The organism is Yersinia rohdei ATCC 43380 (assembly GCF_000173775.1).
GTDB classification, from domain to species: Bacteria; Pseudomonadota; Gammaproteobacteria; order Enterobacterales; family Enterobacteriaceae; genus Yersinia; species Yersinia rohdei.
The window spans coordinates 44612-61632 of sequence record NZ_ACCD01000007.1 but is presented as its reverse complement, the minus strand read 5'-3'; the positions used below and the strand labels follow the sequence as shown (position 1 = coordinate 61632).

The following is a 17021-nucleotide window of genomic DNA, read 5'->3' as shown; positions in this document are numbered from 1 at the left end:
CCGTCATAAATGAATAAATCCGTCGTAAACATGGGTGGCAGGCCCGGTCATGTAGAGTGGATGACCTGGCCCTTTCCAACTGATATGCAAACTACCGCCGGGCAGCTCGACATGAACCTCTTCACCCAATAATTCTTGTTGGATCCCAACCGCAACGGCGGCACAAGCCCCACTGCCACAGGCCTGAGTCTCGCCAGCACCACGTTCATACACCCGCAAGCGGATATGTTCACGGCTGACCACCTGCATAAAACCAATATTAGCCCGCTCAGGGAAGCGCTCATGGCTTTCCAATACTGGGCCCAGCAAAGCAACATTGGCGACGGAGACATCATCAACCTGCATCACACAATGGGGATTCCCCATCGACACAACACCGCAGAGCACCGTGTGTTCCGCCGCACGGAAAATATACGTTTTCTCGGCCTTGGTCGCACGGAATGGAACAGCTTGCGGGTCAAAATTGGGTTCACCCATATTGACGCAAACTGTTTCATCTTCATTGACACTCAATATCATGCGGCCCGTTTGGGTGCTCACACTGATATCGCGCTTATTGGTCAACCCTTTCAGCCGAACAAAACGGGCAAAACAGCGCGCGCCATTGCCGCACTGAGCCACTTCGCTGCCATCGGCATTAAAAATACGGTAGTGAAAATCCAGCTCAGGATCATAAGGCGGCTCAACTACCAACATCTGATCAAAGCCCACGCCAGTGTGCCGGTCTGCTAATCGACGGATTAACTCCGGCGAAAAGTAAACATTTTGGGTAACTGCATCGACAACCATAAAGTCGTTGCCAAGACCGTGCATTTTGGAGAACTGCATTTCATACTCCGCTGACGTTTATATATCTGCTAAATTTTCGGTACTGGCTACACTCGGTACTGACTCAATCTGGCGACGATGTGATAATCACTGAGGCCCGGCGATGCTCGGGGTCGGTGAATTCTGCTGATTACGTTCAACATTACCACTATCTTGCTTGGCCGTTTCTACTTTTGGCTTGTCTGCCGGTGGGAAATATAATGGGCCTTTCAGACCACAACCTGAAAGCGCGAGCACCACCATCGCGGTAAGCAGCCAAGATAATTTTTTTGTCATTGTTTTAACGCCTGTAACCTGTTTTGATAACAATAAACCGTTTTGACGCGGATATTTGTATTAATGCCTGTAATTCTTGCGTTCAAGGTCTCTATAATCGCAGGTGGATCATGAAAAGCAATAGGAATTGAATATGAACGACAGCGAGTTTCATCAGTTAGCCGACCAATTGATGCTTTACATTGAAGAGACACTGGATGGTTTTAGCGGCGATAGCGATATCGATTATGAGACCAATGGCGGGGTGATGACGCTGACTTTCGAAAATGGCAGCAAAATTGTCATCAATCGCCAAGAACCATTACATCAGGTTTGGTTGGCAACTAAAGCGGGTGGTTACCACTTTAATTACCGTGAAGGGCTGTGGTATTGCTCACGCAGTGGCGCAGAATTTTTCACCCAATTATCCGAAGCCGCCACCAGCCAAGCGGGTGAAGCAGTGCATTTCGGCTAACCACACTAAAACATGCCAGCCCAATCACCGGCTGGCATGGAAATATCTGACATATAACCTGCCTATCTACTGCTGCCGAAACTAAATAAGGCTAATACCCGGTATATTGAATAGGATCACCATGGAATAATGCCTCTGGAAACTCGTTACCTTCTCTACATATAATTATTTATAGGAATCAGTGTAAATGATATATCCTTCAATTTATATAACCCCGCCTTTAAATTGTTATGATACTCAAAGTAATAATCTTAGCGGCGCCGAAAAAATTAAAATAATAAATGAAGACATATCAAAATGTCATACAGAGGTAGAACGGGATTCGCTTCGAGCATTAAAAAGAGAAATAATAAAAGAGCAATGTGATAATAACACTTCAGATAGAATGACAGTTTATAATAGATGTAACCTTCAAGGTGTAGACCTAAGTAATCTTAATTTATCAGATGTTGATTTCACAGATGCTGATCTTCGTTCTACCAATATGACTAATACTAATCTGAGTCATGCTATTCTTTACGGCGCAAAGCTAACGGGCATACAGTGGAACAACACTAACATTATTGATACAAGAGTAGATCTGGATAATATCCGTCGGCTTCCCCTCTCTGCTGAGGAACAATATGAAAAAATAATAGAGTGTGTAGGGAGGATTAAAAGTAATGATACTCTTCACCAAGAGAATAAGGCCATAAATGCATTCAGAGCCTCTTTGGATACAGAAAGTAAAGTGCAAGCAAGATTATCTAAACTAGATAATAAACAATTACAAATTTTACTTCCTTACTTATACGTCGAAGCTGCCCACCAGCTAAACCCTGTTATTGCCTACAACACGAAAGATACTGGTTTTAATGGTAGCGAGGCAGATGATAATGCCCTGATGATAAAAGGATATGCCCACTGCCTTTCAAGGTTAAATGCTATCTACAATGACAAAAATAGCCGCGATGAGGATAAAGTAAAAAGAGTGACGTATACTATAGTGGAAATTATTGAGCTATTAACCACCCCATATGCCATATTCTTCGAATCTTACAGCTCATTTATGACAGAGAGAAAGCGTATTTTTAATGTTAAGGACATCATAGATAACAAGATAGAGAATCAAACATTAACACTCGATACATTAAAACATGAATTAGGTATCGATACCAATTGTGATGATTATTTAATAAAGATACGTGGGATGACGGATCGTTCCATTGAGAACAAAAGAAACGTAATTTGCCAATTTGCATTTGAATTAGTCAATGCTCATGCTGAAAGTGATATCGCGAGGATATTTAAGTTAACGTCAGATTTTCAATATCTGCATTTATTGCCAAATGCTAATGGTAGAGTCAGCCAAATTATTCGGGATTGTTTTTCTCTTCACTTAGGTGAATTACCTTTTTCAATGTTAACCAGTATGTCTCATTATATGTACTTAAGTGAACCTGTTGATCAAAAACATTTAGAATTTATGCTGAAAAATTCAAACTCGGTACTAACTGCCATTGAAGAAAAAAGATTAACAACCGATATTTATAAAGAAATAATTGACAAACAGAAACCTTTTATAGAAAAAGACTCAGCAACACACCTTGACGCCACTATATTTTATTCTCAATATAATCAAAATGAAAATGCTTAAAATCACATCTTAAAGCATGGAGAATTAATGCAGCACGATTTAGATGAAATTTATTACCTATCAAACCTAACCAATAACACTATTTTTATTGGTTAGGTTTTGTCGACATATCAATGTAACTGAAATTGTTGTGCCGGCGCACTGGCGTCTTTATCGACAATATGCAGGTGAGACAGCGTATTACTGCGGAAAGGAATCACCTGAGTCCGGCCATCTAGCTGCACAATTTGGTAGAATTGCGGCAAGTTGAAGTTGATAAAGCTGGAGCCGTAAGTAAAGCGGTCGTGAGAAGATGAATAGAAACGGCTGACATCTCGCACCAAATCTTCTTTGCTGCCCTCGCAATGATGATAAACCTCAACTCGGTTTGTCTCATCCAAGATATAGATATTAAAGCCTTTTTCATCTGCGGTGCCTTCGAAGAAAAATTGAATAATTCCTTCGCTGGCAAAACCGTCTACCACGGGTGGCAGATGAATTTGATCAGTTTCGACCTGAATCGATAACCCGTGCAGTTTGTTATTGGAAATCGCGCCGTAGAATTCGACTGCATTTTCCAATTTCTGAACCGAGACACTCAGGCGCTCAAAGAACAATCCCCAAGTCTGCCCAGAAACACGCACGGCTTTGAAACGGCCCGGTTCTTGGCGCGTGCTGGACAAGCGCAGTTCAATACACTCAGAAACCAGTTGCTGAATACGGGTGCGAATCAAGCCGCGTAAATGTTGGCTATAACAAAATACATCCACCGACTCTGGCGGAGCGGCATCCTGATGCATTTTACCTAAAATTGTTTTCAGCGCTTCCAATACCGCCTGCTCGCCGCTGAAATGCAAGGTTCGCACTTCATTCCAAGAGTTGCGGTACAGCAAATCGATGCTGCCAACCAGGCACTGCTGCTGCTCGCCAAAACTGAATACATCCAGTTTACGGAAATCAAAATGGACCACCTGATTGCGGAAAGCTGCGGTCGGATCATGTTCCAGATTGACGATAATCGCCAAGTGGCGGATTTCACAGGGGCTGTACAGTGCTTTTGGGGTCGGCGCGGGTAAGCGCAGCGGGAAGTGGTGCGAAATATCTGTCACCAGCTCTTGCAGTTTCACGGTATTACACAGACTAGCACTTTTAATATGCAGCCGAGTCTTGCCGGTCAACAGGCCGTTGAAATAAGCCCAGGACACCAATTTATTCAGGTAACGGTTATATTCCAGCGGCTGATGGCTGACAATGGCCTCCATCGACGGCGCCTGATTATACAAATACCAACCAGGGCGATTGGCACGCCCCGCCGGAACTTGAATAAAGGTCAGGTGCTCTTCGGAAAGATCCGGTGAAATCTGTGGGTTAACCAGTGTGACTTTGCCCGGCAATGCTTCAAAAGCGGCATAGAGTTTACGGGTTAATACCCCGATATCTTGCGGGCTGGCACTGACACTCAAGTTGTTGCGGCGCGCAAAGCGAATCAAGTTACGATAACTTTGCATCATCGCATCCAACAATTCATTGTGTGCTTCACGCACCCGTTCAATTTTCCAGTTAGCGCGGTTATCTAACACCGCCAGATTCTCGTCACTCCAGCCCCATTCACTGACCAACTGACTGAGAATTTCACGCCGCCAACCCACACTTGCCGGTGTGCGAGATAATTTTTCACACACTTTCAGATAGAAACAACGGCGCACCAAGTTTAACCGGGTGGTGTCATTAATTTGGGTGAGATAGCGGGTGACGCGGTCAAGCATCATGCAGTAAGCATCAAGGCCAAACGCCACAATTTCGCCCGCGTGCAGGCGCTGTTTGATTTCCATCGCTAACAGTTGGGAATTAGGGTATTCCCAAGAATAGGCTTCGAGCAGAACAGTTTTCAGTACCGCCTTATAAGGCGAATCGATACTTTTGTACAACTGCCACAAACTCGCACCAAAATATTCTTCCGCTGACAGGGTGCTCAAACCGCCCAGATCCAGCCATTCATTCGGCGTTAAGACGCCCTGCGCGTAGAGCGACAGCACGTAGTCATCGTAATTATTTTCTTCTTCCACCGGAACCATATTCCACAGAATACGTTTCCCCGCCAGACGCACCGCACTGCGGTAAAATTCGTCCAGTAATAAAATATGTTGGGTTGAACCGCAATCTTCACCGCCCAGACTGCCACTGGCATTATGGCGGAAGCGGTTTTCATCTATTAGGAAGAAACTGACTTCAACACCCATTGATGCAGCCCACTTCTCCAGCAAGCTACATTTTTGTTGCAAGCGATTGCGCTCTTCAGCATCAAGCCAGGCCTGATGACATACCCAGATATCCAGATCTGAGGTATGGCACTGCCCAATAGATGAAGTGCTTCCCATTGAGTAGACGCCGGTAATCGGCAATTCGCCGCCGGTATCCTGCTGCAAAGGCTGGCCCCATTTGGCTTCAATCTCAGACAGATAATCCTGCTGGATTTCATTGGGCGTGAAGATGCAAATGCCGTGGGGAACGTTACCATCAAGGTAGCCCGGCATCAGTGGGTGATGACAATGTAATAGGATTGGCAGCTGACTGTAGACCTTTTGGAAGGCTGGCCCCATGGCCGCCAAGGCGCGATCGACTCTTAATTGGTTGATCGCATCCAGTCGCTGTTTCAGTGTCTCGATGTAGAGGTACAAGACGTCTCGCCTGATTGTTCTGGTGCTTAGAAAGAAACCCGTGTTCCAGATCCGTTTATTGTTTATTTGACCTTCACCAAATCATGTACTTTTTGTTGAAATGACCAAAAAACATTTTGTTTGACGAATATTTAACGACTTATTGCTGGAAACGTGATCAATCTAACACCTTGCTGATTGACCGTAAAGAAAGTAAAGCTATCCCAACAATTATAATGCCTATATCTAACCAAGTCATTGACGTTGCAGTTTTGGTCACTGGCAAATGCTTTTCAGTGATACCGCCGTAAATGATAGGATGGGCCATAAAATATAAAACGGTAACAAACGATGTTAAACAAAATTATTCGAATTGCGACTCGGCAAAGCCCGCTCGCCTTATGGCAAGCACATTATGTTCAACATTTACTGCAAGCCAATCACCCCGGCTTGCAAGTCGAACTGGTGCCTATGGTTACCCGTGGGGATATCATTCTGGATACCCCGCTGGCAAAAGTTGGCGGGAAAGGCTTGTTCGTCAAAGAGTTAGAGCTGGCACTGCTGGAAGGTCGGGCCGATATTGCTGTGCATTCCATGAAAGATGTGCCCATCGCCTTCCCTGAAGGGCTGGGTCTGGTCACAATTTGCGAACGTGACGACCCCCGTGATGCTTTCGTCTCTTCCCATTATGCTCATTTGGATGATTTGCCAGCGGGTAGCATTGTCGGCACCTCAAGTCTGCGCCGCCAATGCCAACTGCGTGAGCGCCGCCCAGACCTGATTATCCGCGACTTACGCGGTAATGTCGGCACTCGCCTTGCCAAACTGGACAATGGCGATTACCACGCGATTATTCTGGCCGTCGCCGGTCTTAACCGCCTGGGTCTGAAAAGCCGTATTCGCTATGCCATGCCGGCAGAAGAATCGTTACCCGCCGTTGGCCAAGGTGCGGTCGGCATTGAATGCCGTCTGGATGATGATTTCACTCGCCAGCTGCTCGTGCCGCTGAATCATCGCGAAACTGAGCTAAGAGTTTGTGCAGAGCGCGCGATGAATACTCGCCTGGAAGGCGGCTGTCAGGTGCCGATTGGCAGTTATGCCGAGCTGGAAGGCGATACCTTGTGGCTGCGTGCATTGGTCGGCGCACCTGATGGCAGTGAGATTATTCGGGGTGAACGCCGTGGCCCCGCTGAAGATGCAGAGCAAATGGGGATTGAGCTGGCTGATGAGCTGCTCTCACGCGGGGCGCGAGAAATACTGGCTGAAGTTTATCTGGATAACCCACCGCTATGACAATTCTGGTCACCCGTCCATCCCCTACCGGGGAGCAGTTAATCAGCCGCTTACGTGCGCTGGGCCGGGTTGCCTATCATGCGCCCCTGATTGATTTCTCACCCGGTAATGACCTGCCAAAGTTGCCGGAGTTGCTACAAGATATGCAGGCTGGCGACCTGGTTTTTGCCTTGTCACAAAATGCAGTGCGCTATGCTAACCCACTGTTAAAAAGAAATAACCTGTTATGGCCCTCGCAGTTATCTTATTATGCTATTGGTCGTAATACTGCATTAGCATTACATACCGCCAGCCGCTTGCACGTGACTTTCCCACCAACGGGAGAGACCAGCGAGATGCTGTTATCATTACCTGACCTGCAAAATTTGTCCGGTAAAAAAGCGCTGCTATTGCGCGGTAATGGTGGGCGAGAACTGCTCGGCGAAAGCCTGGCTGAGCGGGGAGCAACCGTCACTTTTTGCGAATGTTATCAACGCAGTCCCATCTTTTATGATGGTAGCGAACAAAGTGCGCACTGGCAGCGCTCTGGAGTGGATACTCTGGTTGTGACCAGCGGCGAAATGTTACAACAGATCTATACTTTAGTTCCTGATTACTATCGTTCTTCCTGGTTACTGCGCTGCCGCTTGGTGGTCGTAAGTGAACGTTTGGCGGCCTTAGCTGCCCAAATGGGCTGGAGTGATATCCGGGTAGCAGAGAGCGCTGATAATGACGCGCTGATCCGCGCGCTACAAGAATTTCAATAAACCTGAAACCTGACTATGGGATGCCCAATATGACGGAACAAAATACCCCATCCGCACCAGTGGAAGAAACGGCCACCGCGGTTGAGAGGCACCGAGAGCCAGCACCAGATGTTCGCCGGGAAAAATCAACCGGCCCAATTCTGGGTGCCATTGCTATTGCACTGGCCATCGCACTGGGTGCCGGGCTTTATTATCACGGACACCAGCAGGCCCAGCAACAAGAGGCAACCACTCTCGCACTGCAAGAGCAATTGGCAGAGCTTAAACAGAGTCAATCGCAGGAAAAACAGCAGCTGGAATCATTATTGCAGCAGCAAGGAAAAGCGCTTGAGGCCGCAGATCGTCAACAGACTTCATTGATTCGCCAGCTCAATGAGCTACAGGAGAAAGTCGCCACTATTTCTGGGAGCGACGCCAAAACCTGGCTGCTGGCACAAGCTGATTTTCTGGTGAAAATGGCGGGGCGCAAGCTGTGGAGTGACCAAGATGTCACCACTGCGGCCACATTACTGAAAAGTGCTGATGCTAGCCTGGCAGACATGAATGACCCCAGCCTTATTGAGGTTCGCCGCGCCTTGACTGAAGATATCAGTGCGCTTTCTGCGGTCAGCCAGATAGATTTCGACGGCATTATCCTTAAGTTGAATCAGCTGTCTAATCAAGTGGATAACCTGCGTCTGGCGGATAACAATATTGATGATTCGCCGATGGATGCCAATAGCGATGAGTTATCCAGTTCACTGGCGGAATGGCGTCAGAATCTGACCAAAAGCTGGCACAGTTTTATATCTGACTTTATTACTATTCGCCGCCGTGATAGCAGCGCTGAACCCCTGCTGGCACCAAATCAGGACGTTTATTTGCGCGAAAATATCCGCTCCCGTTTGCTGGTTGCCGCGCAAGCCGTACCTCGCCATCAAGATGAAGTGTATAAAGAATCGCTGGAGACCATCTCCACCTGGGTTCGTGCTTATTTTGATGTAAACGACCCCAGCACCAAGGCTTTTCTTGATGAACTGGAAAGCCTGAGTCAGCAATCAATCTCAATGGACGTGCCTGATCAATTGAAAAGCCAGCCAATGCTGGAAAAATTGATGCAAACTCGGGTTCGTAACTTAATGGCATCCGCACCCGTTGCTGCTCAGGGGGAATAACTATGTTGCGAGTATTATTATTATTCCTCATTTTGACTGCGGGTATCGTGCTGGGGCCAATGCTGGCCGGGCATCAAGGTTATGTGCTGATCCAAACCGATAACTACAATGTTGAAACCAGTGTGACCGGCCTGGTCATTATGCTGGTATTGGTATTGGTGGTTTTCCTGATAGTTGAATGGATACTGCGCCGTATTTTCCGCACTGGTGCACGTACCCGTGGTTGGTTTATGGGCCGTAAACGTACCCGAGCCCGTAAACAAACCAAGGCGGCACTGATCAAACTGGCTGAAGGTGATTTCAAACAAGTTGAGAAATTACTGACCCGCAATGCTGATCATGCTGAGCAGCCGATGGTGAACTACCTGTTGGCTGCGGAAGCCGCACAGCAACGTGGGGATGAATTCCGCACGAACCAATATCTCGAGCGGGCAGCAGAAGTTGCCGACACCGATCAATTACCGGTGGATATTACTCGGGTGCGGATTCAACTGGCCCAAGGGCACGTCCACGCCGCGCGCCACGGTGTCGATCGTCTCTTGGATAGAGCACCACGCCATCCTGAAGTCTTGCGTCTGGCTGAACTGGCTTACCTGCGCTCAGGGGCTTACAGCTCGCTGTTGGAAATTCTTCCCGCAATGAGCAAAGTCCAGTTGCATACGTCGGACGAAATCGCCGCACTGGAGCAGCAAGCGTATATTGGCATCATGAATCAGTGTATGGCAGAAGAAGGCAGTGATGGCCTAAAACGCTGGTGGAAGGATCAAAGCCGTAAAGTCCGTAACGAGATCCCGCTGCAAGTCGCCTTGGTGGAGCATCTGATTGAATGTAATGATCATGATGTCGCCCAGCAGGTCATTCTGGACAGTTTGAAACGCCAATATGATGAGCGACTGGTGCTACTGATCCCACGCCTACAAGCCGGTAATCCGGATCCGTTGGAGAAATCATTACGCCAGCAAATCAAACAGCATGGGGCAACGCCGTTACTCAATAGCACTTTGGGTCAGCTCATGCTAAAACACGGTGAATGGGAGAAAGCCAGCGAGGCCTTTAAAGCGGCACTTGAGCAGCGCCCAGACGGGTATGATTATGCATGGCTGGCTGATGCCTTAGATAAACTGCAGCGCCCTGAGGATGCAGCACAGGCTCGCCGTGAAGGGTTGCTGTTAACCCTTAAGCAGAATGGCGAATCTCTCTGATCCCATTAGTAGCTCAATGGTATATCTAAGGTAATTGGAGTTGCAGGTAGGCGGTAAGTAATAAAATCCCGATGAACTTACGCAGGTAAGTGATTCGGGTGAGTGAGTACCGCCAACAACCCAGCAGCTTCAGGTACAAAGGATAGACAAAAAAAACGCTTGCCGAATTAGGGCAAGCGTCTGAAATTTTCAGGTCTACAGACAACAATGTCGGTGCCTCACTCAACGTTATGCCCGGTATGTGATGAAGATATGCAACATCGTTTACATGGACAATAGGCACCCTAAAATTGGCTCTGCATCATCCCTGGGTTTATGAAGCTCAGTTGGCAAGTAAAGCCAGGCTGTCATAATAAGTGGGATGAGCATCTACAAGGTAGATATTGCACTTCTCGTGCCAGGTTGCACAACTGACCGTCAATTAATTCACCAACCCAGGAAATTAATTTTTAATAGACTGATAAATAATAGTTTTATTTTTATTATCTTCCATCATCTCATGCGCCTTACCCACCCAGCTCAGCCCCCGATACACCACGTGATCTGTCGCTACAAAACGACGTTATAATCTAAATTATATTTTCTTTATATTTATCAGATTGTTATATGTCTCCATCCAGAGACAAAGCGCTCGTCTTTTGTCGCAAAAAGCCAACAGTGGTGAAGTTGATGGCAAACCGACAGTTTCAGTTGCGAGCCAGCCGGGTAATTGTACCTATGGGCGCTCCAGACATTTATGCCGCTTATTATTTTAAATAAATAGGGCTCCATGCAGCACAGCTCACCTTCAATCAACCTGATCAGCAGTCTAAATTGTTTTGGGGCAGATAAATCTCGGCGCTGGGCCTCATGCCATCACACTAATTTGATGAGATAGATTTCAGAGAGAGGAGGAGTGCGCCTGCGGGTGACTATTAATCATGGCAGGAAATGAGAAAGATAAATCACCAGAATCGAGGTGGGGCAAATAGTACAGACGAAAAAAAACCCCGCATTGCGGGGTTTCTTCTTGAATTGGTCGGCGAGAGAGGATTCGAACCTCCGACCCACTGGTCCCAAACCAGTTGCGCTACCAAGCTGCGCTACTCGCCGATTTCTTACTGCTTACTCTACACGGTCTTTCGACCTATGTCCATGTAAATCTTAATAAAATCTACATGTTTTGTGTGGTGCGAAGGGAGGGACTTGAACCCTCACGTCCGTAAGGACACTAACACCTGAAGCTAGCGCGTCTACCAATTCCGCCACCATCGCATGTTCCACAAAATTTGGGGTGGCTAATGGGGCTCGAACCCACGACAACTGGAATCACAATCCAGGGCTCTACCAACTGAGCTATAGCCACCATAACTTCTACTTCATACAGCTTACTTCGTCCTACGCGGCTATCTTACCACCGCTGCTCTTGCACACAAAATTAATGGTGCGCCCGACAGGATTCGAACCTGAGACCTCTGCCTCCGGAGGGCAGCGCTCTATCCAGCTGAGCTACGGGCGCTTAGCGCCGTTGCGGGTGGGGATACTACGGCTTTAGTGCTTGGCTGTCTAGTGCTTTTTTAGAAGAAATGATGCGATTGCTTACGCTTTGCTCACTCTGCCACAAAAGTCAGCCATTAATCCCCCCTACCCCACCTTGTTCGCTGGTTTTATAGGCGTTTATTCCTTTGCGCCTAAAGTTGCGGGGGGATTGGCGACTTTCATTTCCTGGCCTTTCTACCACGCCAATTAGTTTTGTGATGTCTCGACTGACGATTTTTTATGCATTCCTAGCCCAAAATAGCATGCCGTCACTAATCCAAGGAAAATCGTCCCGACTAATAATGATAAACGCGTATCTGGGTTAATGCCCATTCCCACCAACACACAGATCAGAAAAGCGATAGTCAGGTAATTTACATACGGGAACATGATGGATTTAAATGGATGCTGTTGTAGCGCTTCTTTATGTACCTGACGAAAACGCAGCTGGCTCACCAACACCACAAACCACGGCACCATGCCCGGTAGTACACTGGCACTGTAAACGTAAACAAAGACTTGCTGTGGATTGGGGATGATGTAATTAAGCCCCGAGCCCACCAGCAAGCATAAAATTGTTAGCGCAATACAATAAACCGGCACCCCGTTTGCAGACAATTTTGTCAGTCGAGCCGGTAGCTGGCGATTTTTCGCCAAGGCATACAACATGCGTCCACCACTGTACATGCCGCTATTACATCCCGACAGCGCGGCAGTGAGCACCACAAAGTTGATAATACCGGCCGCTGACACTATTCCTATTTTAGCAAAGGTCATGACAAATGGGCTGCCAGTGGTGCCAATACCGTTCCACGGGAAGATAGTGACAATCACGAAAATCGCCCCGACATAAAAAATCAGAATGCGCCATAGAATGTTATTGATGGCCCGCTTTAAGGTGACCTGGGGATTTCTCGCCTCACCCGCTGTAATCCCGACCAACTCAACGCCCTGATAAGATGCCACGACAATACACAGCGCGAACAGAAAGCCTTTCCAGCCCCCCGCAAAGAAGCCGCCATGAGCGGTCAGATTATCCAATCCAATGGCCTGACCGTGATTACCAAAGCCGAAGAAGATAACGCCCAACCCCACCAGAATCATCACAATAATGGTGGTCACTTTTATCATGGCAAACCAGAACTCCAGCTCGCCATACAATCTGACCGCCGCCAGATTCGCCAATGCCACTATTGCCACCCCTGCAATGGCGGGCAGCCATTGTGGTATTTCTGGGAACCAGAACTGAACATACACGCCGATAGCGGTTATTTCAGAGATCCCTACAGCTATCCACATAAACCAATAGCCCCAGGCTGTCAGATAGCCAAAATAGGGGCTGAGATACTTATGGGCATAGACGGCGAAAGAACCGGCTACCGGCTCCAGATACAGCATTTCGCCCATTGACCGCATAATGAAGAAGACAAATAAACCGGCAATCATGTAGGCCAGTAATACTGAAGGCCCCGCCCAATGCAACGTACTGGCAGACCCCATAAACAGCCCGACGCCGATGGTGCCGCCCAATGCAATTAGCTCAATATGCCGGGCTTCCAACCCCCGGTGTAATCCTTTTTTCTCTTCGTTATCTTCCATATATCCTCGGTAACCTACTGGTGTATGTCTGCTCCGGCTTCCCCGGTTGTTTTTATGGATATCCCCGCGCATGTGAAGCCGCAAGGGTGTCGGCTGCTACGCCAATTTCTTTGGGCATAAAATGCCACGGATGCAAAAAAGCCAAATTAAGGTATTCAACCTAGTGATTGATACCTTAGTGAACTAAGACTAAAGATTAGAGAAACAAGCCGTAACAAAAGCCATTAATGCTGTTAAAACCGCGGCCGGCGCGTATCGTTCCGTATCTGGGGAAAATTAGCAAACAAGAAGATAAAATTTAATGGAATAAAGAATAAGAAATTACTGCTATTGCGCAATTAAGAGGCAATTAAATTAACAGGGGGAATACAAGAATGGGGTTTTATAACAGCAGGGCCGAAGTGACCCTGCTTCTGGCATGATTATTACAGACGCCCACTGTAATAATAGCCAACAAACTTCAGCAACTTGATTTGGCGGCGAATGCGGGTGGGTTGGGACAACAGGCGGTAAAGCCACTCCAGCCCCAGATTCTGCCATATCTTGGGCGCACGTTTAACATGACCGGTAAAGACGTCGTAAGTGCCGCCAACGCCCATATACAGCGCATTTGGATAGACTTTACGGCAATCACGCATAAACATTTCCTGTTTAGGCGACCCCATAGCCACGGTAACGATAGCGGCACCACTGGCGGCAATTCTGGCAAACAGCGCATCACGCTGCTGGGGAGTAAAATAACCGTCCTGACTGCCCACCAGGTTAACATTCCATTGGGCACGTAACTTGGCTTCAGTCTCTGCCAGCACCTCGGGTTTTCCGCCAACTAAAAATACCGGCGTCCCTTGCTGGCCAGCACGTTGCATCAGCGCTTCCCACAAATCAGCCCCAGCAACTCTGGAAAGCTTGGCTTGCGGATATTTACGACGAATAGCGCGCACCATGCTTATCCCGTCGGCATACAGATATTCCGCCTCGCAGATCAGTTCACGTAGCTCAGCATCGTCTTCGGCTTTCAGCAGTTTCTCGGCATTCATTGCCACTAAAGTGCCCGTCTTCACCGGGCCACTGCTCAGGAGATGATCCAGAGTCTGGGTCATGTCACGAAAGCCTTTGATCTCAAAGCCTCGGATATTATAGCCAGGGATACTGGTCTCTTTAGAAATCGCTGTCTCTTTTGGCGTAGCCGTATTCAGTTCCATTACAATCCTTACAGTTGGCAGCCCGTTTGAGGGGAGGATAGACGCTGAGACTTACCAACACGACGCTGTACCCGTTGCGTTATCAGACCCGCCGTATCGAACAACCAATACAACAATTTTGCCAGCACCAGACAGGCACCAAAAATCACGCAGAAAAACACCACTCGCGAGACAAAAGAATCCAGCCCTTCTCGCGCTAACACGATGATGTTAAATACCGCCCCAAAACAGAAGCTTTGTAAAATGGCCGCTTTATAGCGATTACTTTCCGCTTTACCTTGCTCATACAGCCAGTCAAACCATTTGATGATTAACCCGACCACAATGGCACCCAGTGGAATAAACAGCACCCCGCCCATCACCACCAACGATCCAATGAGGGTTGGAGAGATAGCCAGCCCAGAGTGGTTATCCAGCACATCCCAGGTAAAGTAGTTGGCGGTATTGAGTACTAAGTCGGGGCGAGCAGGCCACAAGGAACTTGGAATAAAGACATAGAAATCACGGATAATAGGGGCCAAGCCCTGAAAATCTATTTTGTCGTAATTCTGGAGCAATAATCCCAGATTTTCCCACGGCGAGAATGTGTCGCGCGTCAGGTAAAGGAAGGTATAAAACGCCTCTGCGCCGTTAACATCCAGGCCATAACGTTTCAGGGCCAGCCAGAACATGCCGACAATGCCAAAGACCCCTGCCGCCGCCAACATCCACAGCGTTATCCATCCACGGACAATACCGATAAACAAGAATAATGAGAACGCGATGATAATGTTCGCGCGGGTTCCGCCGACGATAACATAGGTTAAAATGCCAAACGCCACGGTGCTGGCCAGGAAGAAAAACCAGGCCCGCATATCCTGCTTCAGGAAATAGACCACCAGCATCGCCGGGATGAAGAAGTAGAAAAAGCGCTTCAGGGCAACGCCGGAGACATCACTGGAGAAGATTTTGCTGTACGAATCCAGCTTAAATAGCAGGAAGCCGTTTTGCATAAAGAAGACGCCGACCGTCCCTATGGCCACCAGCGCCAGTAGCATCCAGGTTAGATTGGTTTCAACCCGATTCATGGTGAATAGCGGTGTTCGTGGCTGACTGCGCGGCTTGCGCAAGCGCGTTTTATAACTCACATAATAAATGCCATAAAATGCCGTGGCAGAGAGCATGGCATACAGCAAATACTCAACTGGCACCACCTGAACGCCAAATTGGAAAACCAACATGCACGTCAGCGGGAAGCCAAAATAGAATGTCAGCAAATAAAGCATTGAAAACAGCACATTGAAGTTAAAGCGAACCCGCCGAAACTCCTGATATGTCAATGTCAGGATGAAAATAACTGCCATTAAATAGACACAGAAAAGACCGCCAAATTGCCCCAGTGTCATAGCTGTTCTCCTGCGGCAAGAGCCAGCGCCTGCTGCCAACCCTCAATATAATTAGGGTTAAAGAAAGCAATATTATGCTTATCCAGCCCTGCTAATTGGCGTTGTGCTTCCCGAATTAGCGGCTCATCTAATGAGTCACCATAGAAAAGCACGGGGATATGCTGCTCTGCTAAATCTTGCCAGAATGGGTTTTTACGGCTTAACACAAAGGGGACGCCGAACTGGGTTAAGAGGCACAAAGTACCAATACCTTGCTGACGATTGAAAATAAAATAGCCCAAATCACATTCACGTAGAATATTCAGATAATCGTCAAAGGGAATTTGTTCTGTCAGGATCCGCAGATTTTCTGAAGCAAACAGTGCCAGCCCTGCCTGCCTAACCTGTTCAATATACAGCTGATTATTCGCCGGATACCCCATCGGCAGAATAACTCGGGCATCTGGGCCAAATTGCTGATGAATGGCTTTTAAGGCTTCAATATGGCGGTTAGTGGTGTCGCCAGAGTTCCCGACCAAAATCGTCATTGGCCCGGCTAAAGGCTTCTCAATCTTGATACCCGTGAGTGCCGAATCCATGCGGGTCGGAAAATAAAGCAATGATGCCGGCACGCGAGGATGGCGTTGTTGGAAATGGATTAAATCACCGCGAGTGGCAAAGACATGACCCACTCGCCCCTGAGCGATGCGGCGCAGGAGATAAAACAGGCGAAACTTCCAATTTTTGGCATCTTCATATAAATCAGCGCCCCAAACATGCCAATAAACCTGATGCCGTTTGATTTTCCCACTCAGCAGCGCCAACCACAAGGTGGCATTAAACTGACCGTGCCAGAAAAATCGCGTGTTGCGATCAGCTTGCGCGCGAGCAATAACCGCCTCAGCCAAGGTCTTTTTATTGCTGTGCGTCTCGATATCCAATTGAGGAAATGCGGAAAAAGCGGCCGTCTCTTTTGCCGCGACCATAAAATGGCGCACCTGCTCTGCGGGCACACGGGTGGCGAGCACGTCATTAAAGAAGCGCAGCACAGTCAGATTATGGTGCGGGATATCAGATCCCAGTACATGAATCAGGGTTGTCATTTTTTTCTGC

At 47.8% G+C, this 17021-nt stretch carries 13 protein-coding genes and 4 tRNA genes; 6 read left to right on the top strand and 11 right to left on the bottom strand.

The window, feature by feature from the left end; translation table 11 throughout:
• Nucleotides 1-3: 3 nt before the first annotated feature.
• Together dapF and lptM are read right to left on the bottom strand one after the other, a co-directional pair.
• Nucleotides 4-828, bottom strand: a complete 825-nt coding sequence (gene dapF / locus YROHD0001_RS10895) for a diaminopimelate epimerase (protein ID WP_032816617.1) — start codon at nt 826-828, stop codon at nt 4-6.
• 87 nt (nt 829-915) lie between these two features.
• Nucleotides 916-1104 carry an LPS translocon maturation chaperone LptM gene (gene lptM, locus YROHD0001_RS10900; RefSeq protein ID WP_004714260.1) on the bottom strand — a complete coding sequence of 63 codons (189 nt, stop codon included), beginning with the start codon at nt 1102-1104 and terminating at the stop codon, nt 916-918.
• Between the two features lie 133 nt (nt 1105-1237).
• Between lptM and cyaY the strand changes: the two genes are divergently transcribed.
• Nucleotides 1238-1558 (top strand): iron donor protein CyaY, encoded by a 321-nt coding sequence (gene cyaY, locus YROHD0001_RS10905; RefSeq protein WP_004714259.1) that lies wholly within the window; start codon nt 1238-1240, stop codon nt 1556-1558.
• Between the two features lie 187 nt (nt 1559-1745).
• Nucleotides 1746-3194: a pentapeptide repeat-containing protein gene (locus YROHD0001_RS10910; RefSeq protein WP_004714258.1), complete on the top strand. Its 1449-nt coding sequence runs from the start codon at nt 1746-1748 to the stop codon at nt 3192-3194.
• Between the two features lie 110 nt (nt 3195-3304).
• Here the strand turns inward: YROHD0001_RS10910 and YROHD0001_RS10915 are convergent, their stop codons facing one another.
• Nucleotides 3305-5851: a class I adenylate cyclase gene (locus YROHD0001_RS10915; protein ID WP_004714257.1), complete on the bottom strand. Its 2547-nt coding sequence runs from the start codon at nt 5849-5851 to the stop codon at nt 3305-3307.
• A gap of 330 nt (nt 5852-6181) precedes the next feature.
• Between YROHD0001_RS10915 and hemC the strand changes: the two genes are divergently transcribed.
• From hemC to hemY, 4 genes are read left to right on the top strand one after another with little or no spacing between them, the layout of a single operon-like run.
• Nucleotides 6182-7123: a hydroxymethylbilane synthase gene (gene hemC, locus YROHD0001_RS10920; RefSeq protein ID WP_004714255.1), complete on the top strand. Its 942-nt coding sequence runs from the start codon at nt 6182-6184 to the stop codon at nt 7121-7123.
• Complete coding sequence (gene hemD / locus YROHD0001_RS10925) at nt 7120-7869, top strand: uroporphyrinogen-III synthase (RefSeq protein ID WP_032816614.1); 750 nt, start codon at nt 7120-7122, stop codon at nt 7867-7869. Before hemC ends, hemD begins: the two co-directional genes overlap by 4 nt.
• Before the next feature lie 29 nt (nt 7870-7898).
• Nucleotides 7899-9023 carry a uroporphyrinogen-III C-methyltransferase gene (gene hemX, locus YROHD0001_RS10930; RefSeq protein ID WP_032816613.1) on the top strand — a complete coding sequence of 375 codons (1125 nt, stop codon included), beginning with the start codon at nt 7899-7901 and terminating at the stop codon, nt 9021-9023.
• Between the two features lie 2 nt (nt 9024-9025).
• Nucleotides 9026-10225: a protoheme IX biogenesis protein HemY gene (gene hemY, locus YROHD0001_RS10935; protein WP_004714252.1), complete on the top strand. Its 1200-nt coding sequence runs from the start codon at nt 9026-9028 to the stop codon at nt 10223-10225.
• A gap of 1015 nt (nt 10226-11240) precedes the next feature.
• Here hemY and YROHD0001_RS10940 read toward each other — a convergent pair.
• The 8 genes from YROHD0001_RS10940 to YROHD0001_RS10975 all read right to left on the bottom strand — a co-directional run bounded on the left by YROHD0001_RS10940 (nt 11241) and on the right by YROHD0001_RS10975 (nt 17011).
• Nucleotides 11241-11317, bottom strand: a tRNA-Pro gene (locus tag YROHD0001_RS10940).
• 75 nt (nt 11318-11392) lie between these two features.
• Nucleotides 11393-11479: transfer RNA gene (locus YROHD0001_RS10945), tRNA-Leu, on the bottom strand.
• A 15-nt stretch (nt 11480-11494) separates the two neighbouring features.
• Nucleotides 11495-11570, bottom strand: a tRNA-His gene (locus tag YROHD0001_RS10950).
• A 76-nt stretch (nt 11571-11646) separates the two neighbouring features.
• A tRNA-Arg gene (locus YROHD0001_RS10955) sits at nt 11647-11723 on the bottom strand.
• A 227-nt stretch (nt 11724-11950) separates the two neighbouring features.
• A complete protein-coding gene (gene thrP / locus YROHD0001_RS10960; protein ID WP_004714249.1) occupies nt 11951-13342 on the bottom strand; it encodes a bifunctional threonine/serine APC transporter ThrP in 1392 nt (463 codons plus the stop codon).
• A gap of 425 nt (nt 13343-13767) precedes the next feature.
• Nucleotides 13768-14544 carry a lipopolysaccharide N-acetylmannosaminouronosyltransferase gene (wecG, locus tag YROHD0001_RS10965; protein ID WP_004714248.1) on the bottom strand — a complete coding sequence of 259 codons (777 nt, stop codon included), beginning with the start codon at nt 14542-14544 and terminating at the stop codon, nt 13768-13770.
• A gap of 8 nt (nt 14545-14552) precedes the next feature.
• Nucleotides 14553-15929 (bottom strand): ECA oligosaccharide polymerase, encoded by a 1377-nt coding sequence (gene wzyE / locus YROHD0001_RS10970; RefSeq protein ID WP_032816610.1) that lies wholly within the window; start codon nt 15927-15929, stop codon nt 14553-14555.
• Nucleotides 15926-17011, bottom strand: a complete 1086-nt coding sequence (locus YROHD0001_RS10975; protein WP_004714246.1) for a TDP-N-acetylfucosamine:lipid II N-acetylfucosaminyltransferase — start codon at nt 17009-17011, stop codon at nt 15926-15928. The genes wzyE and YROHD0001_RS10975 overlap by 4 nt, the downstream gene beginning before the upstream one ends.
• Nucleotides 17012-17021: the final 10 nt, after the last annotated feature.